Annotated in this window: 7 protein-coding genes; 2 read left to right on the top strand and 5 right to left on the bottom strand. The window is 68.0% G+C overall.

Annotation, left to right across the window (positions count from 1 at the left end):
* Window positions 1-38: 38 nt before the first annotated feature.
* A complete protein-coding gene (gene lipB / locus J1902_RS15715) occupies window positions 39-707 on the bottom strand; it encodes a lipoyl(octanoyl) transferase LipB (RefSeq protein WP_207617254.1) in 669 nt (222 codons plus the stop codon).
* A 141-nt stretch (window positions 708-848) separates the two neighbouring features.
* On the opposite strand from lipB, the gene J1902_RS15710 reads away from it, so the two are divergent.
* Window positions 849-2,483 (top strand): serine/threonine protein kinase, encoded by a 1,635-nt coding sequence (locus J1902_RS15710; protein WP_207617253.1) that lies wholly within the window; start codon window positions 849-851, stop codon window positions 2,481-2,483.
* Between the two features lie 21 nt (window positions 2,484-2,504).
* On the opposite strand, the gene J1902_RS15705 is transcribed toward J1902_RS15710, so the two are convergent.
* Window positions 2,505-3,404: a TIGR01777 family oxidoreductase gene (locus tag J1902_RS15705; RefSeq protein ID WP_207617252.1), complete on the bottom strand. Its 900-nt coding sequence runs from the start codon at window positions 3,402-3,404 to the stop codon at window positions 2,505-2,507.
* A gap of 112 nt (window positions 3,405-3,516) precedes the next feature.
* Between J1902_RS15705 and J1902_RS15700 the strand changes: the two genes are divergently transcribed.
* Complete coding sequence (locus J1902_RS15700) at window positions 3,517-6,999, top strand: S41 family peptidase (RefSeq protein ID WP_207617251.1); 3,483 nt, start codon at window positions 3,517-3,519, stop codon at window positions 6,997-6,999.
* 88 nt (window positions 7,000-7,087) lie between these two features.
* Here the strand turns inward: J1902_RS15700 and J1902_RS15695 are convergent, their stop codons facing one another.
* From J1902_RS15695 to sucB, 3 genes are all read right to left on the bottom strand, one after another.
* Complete coding sequence (locus J1902_RS15695) at window positions 7,088-7,516, bottom strand: OsmC family protein (protein ID WP_207617250.1); 429 nt, start codon at window positions 7,514-7,516, stop codon at window positions 7,088-7,090.
* Window positions 7,517-7,783: 267 nt separating this feature from the next.
* Entirely contained in the window at window positions 7,784-8,134 is a 351-nt protein-coding gene (locus J1902_RS15690; RefSeq protein ID WP_207617249.1) for a hypothetical protein, read from the bottom strand.
* A gap of 180 nt (window positions 8,135-8,314) precedes the next feature.
* Window positions 8,315-9,479, bottom strand: a 1,165-nt coding sequence (sucB, locus tag J1902_RS15685) for a 2-oxoglutarate dehydrogenase, E2 component, dihydrolipoamide succinyltransferase (protein WP_207617248.1), incomplete at its 5' end; no start/stop codon positions are given.

Genomic DNA, 9,479 nt, shown 5'->3' with positions numbered 1-9,479 from the left:
TTCAACGCGCAGCAGCTTGCGGCCTTCAGGTGCCAGGGTCACTGGATTGCTCCTTCGGGGCTGAAAACGAGTGCTTCTTCGTGCTTGCGGAACTCTTCCACGAAGCGCTCGGCGATATCGGCAGGGTTGATGACCTGGCCCGTCTCAATGGACATGGTGGTGACGCTGGCGTCCGTGATCCCGCACGCAATGATCTGTGCGTAGGGCGAAAGGTCGTTGCTGCAATTGATCGCGACGCCGTGCATGGTGACGCCGTCCAGGACCCGGATGCCGATTGCGGCGATCTTGCGGTCTGGACCCTTCTCGTCCGCCCGCAGCCAGACTCCGGCGCGGCCCTTCATGCGTTCGGCCTTGATGCCGTAGTCCTCCATGACCGCGATCATGACGGCCTCCAGCCGCTCCACGTAGTCGCGGATGCCGGCGCGGTTCTTCAGCTTCAGGATGGGATAGGCAATCAGCTGGCCGGGACCGTGCCATGTCAGCTTGCCGCCACGGTCCACGGGAACCACGGGAGTGCCGTCGAACGGGCGCTCGTGGTCTTCCGTGAGCTTACCGGCCGTGTAGACGGCAGCGTGCTCCAGAAGCAAGACGGTGCTGGGGTTCTCGCCGGCAACAACTTTGTTGTGGATTTCGCGCTGGAGATCCCAGCCCTGCATGTAGTCAACGAAATCGGGGGCAAGACCCAGTTGGGAGAACTCAAGAGTCATGGGTTCAAGCTTAGACCCCGCGCGGCGAAGGCCGTGATTTTGTGGCCAAGCTCTCAGTCGTACTCCTCTCTATGGCGAACCCGCTTCGAGGGCCTGTGGATAACTTCTGCGGGAAATCTCCGGATCCGGTAAACCTTGACCATGGAGAATTTGCCGACAGTTGCCGGGGCCATGCCGTTGATCCCCGGATTCAGGCCGTCCCGCGAGCTGGGACGCGGTGCCAGCGCCAGCGTGTGGCTGGCCGCCAGGGAAGCGGATGGCCGGCTTTTCGCCGTCAAATGCCTCGATGCCGGAGTGTCCGACGCCGGTGCTGCCGCCAGGGAGGCGGAGCTGCTCCGCGAGGTGCGGATCCTGTCCCGGCTGGACCACGAGCATCTGGCGAAGACCCGCGATGTCGTCAGGCTGGGAGGGGCAGCCGACGGCAGCCTGGGCCTGGTCCTGGACTACGCCGCCGGGGGATCCCTTGGCCAGCTCGTGGCAAGCCGCGGGAGGCTGGGCATCGGCGAAACCGTGACGGTCCTGACCCCGGTGGCACAGGCCCTTTCGTACCTGCACGGCCACGGCATGACCCATTCCGATGTCTCGCCGGGCAATGTGCTCTTCACTGCACATGGCAAACCGCTGCTTGCGGACTTGGGGATCGCCAGGATGCTGGGCGAAGCGGCCCCCGAATCCGTTTCCGGAACGCCCGGCTTCGCCGATCCTGGCGGCGTTGATCCTGACAGGGCGGGTCTTCACCCCGAACGGGACGTCTATTCCCTGGCGGCACTGGGTTGGTACTGCCTGACCGGTACGGCACCGGACCTGGCCGCCAAGCGGCCACCCTTGTCCCTTCTGGTGCCGGAGGTGCCCGCGGGACTCGCAGCAGCCATTGAGGCCGGTCTGAACCCCGAGGGCAAACAGCGGCCCTCTGCCGCGGAACTGGGAACGGCCATTTACCGCTGCGCTGCGCCGGAACCGGTGGACCTCTCCGGCTCCGTGCACGCGACTGTCGTGCCCGAACTTCTCACGCTGCGGCACTCCGCTCCGCCCAAGCGCGGCATCCGGGGGCGGCTCAAGGCGGCGCCCCGCATCCGTGGGCAGGCGCCCGCTCCGGGATCGCAACGGAGGTCAAGGGCCGGGGCAGGCCACGGCAGGCGCGCCGGCCACCCCGGGCACGCCGGCGCTCGGCCGTCCAGCATGGCCCGGAGCCCCCGAACCATCCTGATTGCCTCGGTTTTGCTCGCAGTGCTGGCGGTTTCGGTCCTGTGGCTGTTCTGGGAACCGGCGGGGCCACCAGCCGATGCGCGCGTCACCGGGGCCCCGGCAGTTGCGCAACCGCTGGGAACGGCCGGACCCGGAGTGCCCGGGAAGCTGCGGAAGCAGTTGGGCTCGGAGGATCCGGCCGAAGCCGTCCTTGCCCTCTCTGCCGTACGCGATCTGGCGCTGAGTCAGGGGGCGCTGCAGCTGTTGGACGAGGTCAACGTGCCGGGGTCCGCTGCGGCGGCCGCCGACGCCAGGATCCGTTCCCAGCTGGAACGGGACCAGACGGAGGGCGGACGCCTTGTGCTGGCAGGCTTCACAACCGCGCTGAGCAACATCGTCGTGGAGCCGGGCAGCACCGGCGAAAGGGCAACGGTTGCCGTCGTTGCCAGCACCTCTGCCTATGCGGAACGTGACGAATCGGGCGCCACCGTAAGCTCCCAGGCCGCCGGGCAGTCCCAGCAGCTGCGGCTCGTCCTCGTCCGGACGGATGGTGCCTGGCGGATTTCGGACATCCTGGCTGGCACGGCGTAGCTGTCAGCCAGCTGCCAGGTCTCAGCGGGCCGCGGCACCGGCCACCCACGCCGTGGCGTCGGCCAACGCCGGGTGCTGCCACTGGAAACCGGCACCGGCGAGCCGTGCAGGCTCCATGCGCTGGTCCGCCAGGACGAGTTCCTCTGCCAGCTGACCCAGGACCAGTCGCAGAACCGGCGCCGGGACGCGAAGGATGGCCGGCCGGTGGAACGCCGCGGCCAGGCTGGCCACGATTGCATTGACATCGGCACTCTCCGGCGCGCACACGTTGACAGAGCCCTCCAGCTCAGCGCGCAGCAGGAAACTTAACGCGGCCACTTCGTCAGCCAAGCTGATCCAGGGCCAGAACTGGCGGCCGTTGCCGAGTGGACCACCGAGCCCCAGCTTGAGCAGGGGAAGCACCGGACCCAGGGCCCCGCCGGAGGGACTGAGCACCACCCCGGTCCGGGGCGCCACAACGCGGACACCGGCCGGAGCCGTCCGCGCGGCCTTCTCCCATTCGACACACAGATTGGCCAGCATCCCCGTGCCGGGGCCCGAGTCTTCACGGAGCAGCCCAGGCCGGGACGCGCCGTAGTAGCCGGACGCGGATTGGCTGATGAACACGGCGGGCGGGGTGCCCAGCCGGCCCATGGCCGAGGTCAGGGTGCGCGTGGCGTGCAGGCGGGATTCGCGGATTTCGCGGACCCGCCGCCGGGTCCAGGGGCGGTCCCCGATGCCCGCGCCGGACAGGTTCACCACGGCGTCGGCGCCGTCCAGCACGGATTCATCGAGCCCACCGGCCGCCGGATCCCAGCGGGCCTCGCCCGGGCCTTCCGCAGCGCGCCGGACAAGCCGCACAACGTCCTCACCCTGCCCGCTGAGGTGTTCGGCCAATGCCGTGCCGATCATTCCGGAGGCTCCTGCAATCACGATCCGCATGGTCCATCTCATCACGGCGGCCGTGCCGCAGGAAGGGGGCGCGGCCCGTCCGGCGGCGGCTGGCCTCTTCACTGCGGCCTCTTGAGTCCGGCCTCTTGACTATGATCGAACAATGACCTCCTCCAGCTACCTCCGCTTCCCGCACCTGCACGGCGATCTGGTCACGTTCGTGGCCGAAGACGATGTCTGGATCGCGCCCGTCGACGGCGGCCGCGCCTGGCGCGTAGCGTCGCAGCAGCTGCAAGCACGCAACCCGCGCTTCACACCGAACGGCAGACAGCTCGTTTGGACGGCCGTCGTCGGGACCTCCCCGGAGGTCCTCACTGCCGACGTCGACGGCGGGGGGTACCGCCAGGTGAGCTATTTCGGGCACAGCACCACACGAATCAAGGGATTCACGCCGTCCGGCGATGTGCTCGTGACGAGCGCCTTCCAGCAGTCCGAAGGCCGCCACACGCATGCCTACAGCCTCCCGCTGGGCGGCGGCAACGCCGTCGGGCTTCCCTTCGGCCCGGTCGAATCCGTGGCCTACGGCCCGGAAAACGGGGACGAGAAGCCCGTGGTGGTCTCCAGTGTGCTGTCCCGCGAGCCTGCCTGGTGGAAGCGCTACCGCGGCGGCACGGCCGGAAAGCTGTGGATCGACACGGACGGAAACGGCGAGTTCGAGCGGCTGGTGCCGGAGATCGACGGCAATCTGGCCGACCCGCTGTGGGTGGCTGGCAGGATCGCCTTCCTCTCGGACCATGAGGGCTACGGCAACCTCTACTCCGTGCTGCCTGACGGCTCGGAGTTGCGGCGCCACACGGACCACGAGGATTTCTACGTCCGGCACGCCAGCACGGACGGTCAGCGCATCATCTTTGAGTCCGCCGGCGAGCTGTGGCTGCTGAGCGGTCTTGATTCCGAAGCCGTGAAATTGGACATCACGCTCGGCTCCGCGTCCCCGGCGCGCCGGCCCGCGCCGCTCAAGGCCGGACTGCACCTTGGCGACGTGTTCCCCAACGCCGGGGGCTCGGCCAGCGCCATCGAAACGCACGGCACCATCCACTGGCTGCGGCACAAGGACGGGCCTTCCCGCGTGGTCGAAGCGACCCCCGGTGTCCGTGCCCGCCTGCCGCGGCCGCTCACCGACGGCCGCATAGCCTACGTGGCAGACCACGGCGGCGTTGAGGCCATTTACATCAAGGACATCGCGCCGGCGCTGTCCGGTGCAGTGGAGCTCCCGGGAGCGGCGCAACCCCCGCTTGCGGTGGAAACAGGGGATGCACTGCCGAAGCCGGTAGCGGCCTCTGCCGTCACGGGCCCGGCCGCAGTTGCCTCCAAGGCGCCGCAGGGCCGAGAGATAGTGGCTGGGCCGCCAACGGCGGTGCCGGGCCCGGTTACGCAGGACGCCGGTGCACAGGCTCCAGCCGCACAGGAGGCCGCCGGCGAAGTCCGCGTCGTGTTCCCTAAGCCTGCACGCACCAGCGCCCTGGAAGCCAGCCCGGACGGACGGTGGCTGGCTATCGGCACGGCCTTCGGCGACGTCTTCGTGGCTGACACGGCCGCGGGTACCCTGACCCTTTTGCTCAGTGTGGGCGAAGGCAGCATCGAACACCTCGCTTGGTCGCCTGATTCCCGCTGGCTGGCCTGGTCCGAACCCGTGACGTCGTTCGGCTTGCGGAGCAAGCTTCGGATCGCCCGCCCGGCCGACGCGAAGGCCGCCATCATCGATGTGACGGATGGCCGCTTCTGCGACGAATCACCCACCTTCACGCCCGATGGCAAGTTCCTGGCCTTCCTGTCCAACCGCAGCTTTGATCCGGTGTACGACGGCATCGCCTTCGATCTCTCCTTCCCGAGCCCCATCAAGCCCTACCTCGTGGGACTTGCCGCAGACACGCCGTCGCCGTTTGGACCTTCGGTGGATCCGCTCGGAAGCGCGGACGCCGGCGAAGCCGCCGGCAAGGGAAACAAGGACGAGGCCCCGGCCGTTCCGGAAGTCCGGGTCGACGCCGAAGGCCTGGCCCACCGCGTGATCGGCGTGCCGGTGCCGCAGGGCAACTACTCCGGTCTCACCGCCGCCGATGGTGCGCTGCTCTGGCTGGACACCGAGCTCAGCGGCGTCACGGGTGAAGGCCGGGGAAGCCTGCAGGAAAAGGAGCCGGCACCGTCCCTGGTCCGCTACGAGTTCGCCAAGCGCAAGCCGGCCACCCTGGTGTCCGCCGTGGACCGGTACAGGCTCTCCGAGGACGGCAAGCGCGTCGTGTTCGTGCTGGACAAGCAGATCAGTTCGGTCCCCGCCAACGCCAAGGCCGACGAGGACTCGGGGGACCTTGTCAAGGTTGACCTCAGCCGGATCCGCGTCATCCTGGATCCCGTGGCGGCCTGGGGGCAGGCCTTCGATGAGGCCTGGCGGCTCCAGCGTGACTTCTTCTGGACCGCGGACATGGCCGGCCAGGATTGGGACGCAATCCACTCGCGGTACCGCCCCGTGGTGGAACGCCTGGGCTCGCACGATGACCTGGTTGACCTGCTGTGGGAACTCCACGGTGAACTCGGCACCTCGCATGCCTACGTCCGGCCCGCCGCGGCATCCGAGCCCGGCAGAAACGGCCAGGGCCGGCTCGGCGCCGAACTGAATCTCACCGCTGAAGGGTGGGAAATCACCCGGATCCTGGCAGGGGAGTCCTCGGACCCGCTCGCCACATCCCCTCTGACCCGCCCCGGGGCGGACGCGAAGGTGGGCGACCTGCTGCTGGCGATCGACGGCGTCGAACTCTCCGCCTCGCTGAGTCCCGCCATGCAGCTGGTCGGTGCCGCCGGACGCACCGTTGAACTGACCCTGCGCAACGGCAGCGGACACGGCGCCGCCGCCGGGCGGCAGCGCCGTGTCGCAGTGGTGCCTGTCCGGGACGAGGAACGCCTCCGGTACCAAGACTGGGTCCAGGCCAACCGCCGCACCGTCAGGGAAGCCTCCGACGGCGCCTTCGGCTACTTGCACGTCCCGGACATGATGGCCAACGGCTGGGCACAGCTGCACCGCGACCTGGACACCGAAACGTCCCTGGACGGGCTGATCGTGGACGTGCGCCGCAACCGCGGCGGCCACACCTCGCAGCTGGTGGCCGAACTGATCGGACGCAAGGTCACCGGCTGGAGCATGCCCCGTGGCGAGAAGCCGCGCACCTATCCGCACCACTCCCCGCGCGGCCCGGTCATCATCCTGGCCGATGAATTCGCCGGATCCGACGGCGACATCATCACCCAGGTCTCCAAGCTGCGCGGCATCGGCCCGGTGATCGGAACCCGGACCTGGGGCGGCGTCGTCGGCATCGACAACCGCTTCGCCCTGGCTGACGGAACCGGGGTCACCCAGCCGCGCTACGCTACCTGGTTCGGTGGCGGGATCGGCTGGGACGTCGAAAACAGGGGCGTGGAGCCGGACATCGAAGTGGTGTTCCCGCCGCACGCCTACGCGGCCGGGACCGACCCGCAGCTCGAATACGGGATCGGCACGCTGAAGGAAATGGTCCAGGAACTGCCCACGGACCGCCCGCCGCTGCGCGAAGGCTACCGTACGGTGCGTCCGGCACCGCTTCCGGCCAGGCCGTAGCGGGGCTGGTCCCGGAGGGAACAGAAAGGCCCGGCCGCTCCCATGGAGGGAGGGGCCGGGCCTTTGTTCACCCTGGAAGCCGTGGGAGCTAGGCGGCGAGCGTTGCCGTCAGGGTGATCGGCGTGGCGCGGAGAGCCTGGGACACCGGGCAGTTCACCTTGGCGTCCTCGGCCAGGCGCTGGAATTCCTCTTCGGTGACGCCGGAGATGCGGGCGCTGACCGTCAGGTGGATGCCGGTGATGCCCTCGCCCGGCTGGAAGGTCACGTCAGCCTTGGTGTTGACTTCTTCCGGGTTGAAGCCGGCGCCTGCCACGCCGTTGCTGAACGCCATGGAGAAGCAGGCAGAGTGTGCGGCGGCAATGAGCTCTTCGGGGCTGGTCTTGCCTTCGGCGGATTCCGCGCGGGCCTTCCACGTGACGTCGTAGGTGCCCAGACCGGAGCTGTCCAACGTGGTGTTGCCGGCGCCTTCGATGAGGTTTCCGTTCCAAACGGTGTGTGCGGTGCGTGTTGTAGCCATGTCCACTCCTGAGCGTCGTTGCGTATCGGCATCCAGCCAGCCGCCGGATGCCACCAAGGACAATCCTATGGATTCACGGCCCTGGCCGCACACCTGTCCGCTGTCAGTGGATTGTGACCCTTAAACTGTGCGGATGGAGACCCAAACACACCAGGATGCCGCTCCGGCCAGGAAGAATTGGCCGGATTCTGGTCTGCCCTGCTGGACCTTCCTGTCGGCAAAGGCAGCCCCACCCAGGTAGGGCTGCCGTTGGACTGGTCTGCGGTATCAGTTCCAGATCGTGGCGATGGCGATGTTGACCAGGGCCAGTCCGCCAACACTGTGGGCGATGCCCGTGGAAACCGCCTCGCCCTTCTTGGCCTTGCGCGAGCCGATCACCGCGAGCACGGCAACGGCGATGCCGATGGCGAACTTGATGCCGAGCTTGAAGTAGTTGGCGTCCATGTCCAGTACGGGAATCAGGCCCATCATGGCGATGCCGGTGAGCAGCTGCAGGAAGGCGCCGTCGCGCTGGCGCGGGTGGACGGTGGGCTCTTTCATGGTGGCGATCCAGTAGCCCACAATCATGGCTGCGCCGACGATGTGCAAGAACACCAGGATGCTGAAGAGAATACTCATGGCTCAAGCTTAGCCAGAAGGTTCTACGTCCCGTAGCAAGGCCACGCAGGTGGCGCGGACAGGATGGACAACGAGGGCAAAAGAAAGCGGGGCAGGTTCCGGTGGTTTCCCACCGGAGCCTGCCCCGCCGCCGTTCATGGACCGCAACCGGAAGCGGCAGCCGTCATGAAACGATCAGGACTAGAGCCCCAGATCTGCCTCGAAGGCACCTTCCTCAAGGCGGGCCTTGAGGGTCTGGAGGAAGCGGCCTGCGTCAGCGCCGTCCACCAGGCGGTGGTCGTACGTGAGCGAGAGGTACATCATGGAGCGGATGGCGATCGAGTCGTCACCGTTCTCATCGGCAACAACAACGGCGCGCTTGACGATGGCGCCGGTGCCGAGGATGCCGACCTGCGGCTGGTTGATGATCGGCGTGTCGAACAGGGCGCCAACGGAACCGATGTTGGTGATGCTGAACGTGCCGCCGGAAAGTTCGTCCGGGCCGATCTTGCCGTCACGCGTACGGCCTGCGACGTCGGCGATCTTGCCGGCCAGGCCTGCCAGGTTCAGATTGCCGGCGTCGGAGATGACCGGAACCAGCAGGCCCTTGTCAGTGTCGACGGCGATCGCCAGGTGTTCGGCGTTGTGGTACGTGATTTCCTGCTTGGCTTCGTCGTAGGCAGCGTTGAGCTTGGGGTGCTGCTTGAGGGCTTCGGCGACAGCCTTGGCAATGAAGGGCAGGAAGGTCAGCTTGACGCCGTTCTGGGCCTGGAACGAGTTCTTGGCCTTGAGGCGGAGCTTGGCGATCTTGGTCATGTCGACCTCGTGTACCTGCGTCAGCTGGGTGGAGACCTCGAGGGACTCGCGCATGCGGCGGGCGATGACCTGGCGGATGCGCGGGGCCTTCTCCACGGTGCCGCGCAGCGAGGACGCAACCACCGGGGCGGGAGCGGGCTTGCTTGCGGCTGCGGCGGCCGGTGCAGCCGCCGGGGCGGCCTGCTTGGCTTCTGCCGCCGCGAGGACATCCTGCTTGCGGATGCGGCCGCCGACGCCGGTGCCGGCCAGAGCGGCGATGTCCACACCGTGCTGGTTGGCGAGCTTGCGGACCAGGGGAGTGACGTAGCCGGATTCGGCCGGGGCAGCGGCCGCCACGGGGGCGGCTGCCACGGGGGCTGCGGGTGCCGGTGCGGCCACGGGGGCTGCGGCAACAGACGCAGAAACGGGAGCGGGTGCCGGAGCGGCCGCCGGAGCAGCAGCTGCGCCGGAGCCGATGACGGCCAGAACGGAGCCGACCTCAGCCGTCTCGTCCTCGTTCACGCGGATTTCCTGCAGGGTGCCTGCAACCGGGGACGGGATTTCGGTGTCG

The organism is Arthrobacter cavernae (assembly GCF_017368795.1).
GTDB lineage: Bacteria > Actinomycetota > Actinomycetes > Actinomycetales > Micrococcaceae > Arthrobacter > Arthrobacter cavernae.
The sequence above is the reverse complement of the archived record's forward strand: the minus strand, read 5'-3'. Positions and strand labels throughout refer to the sequence as shown.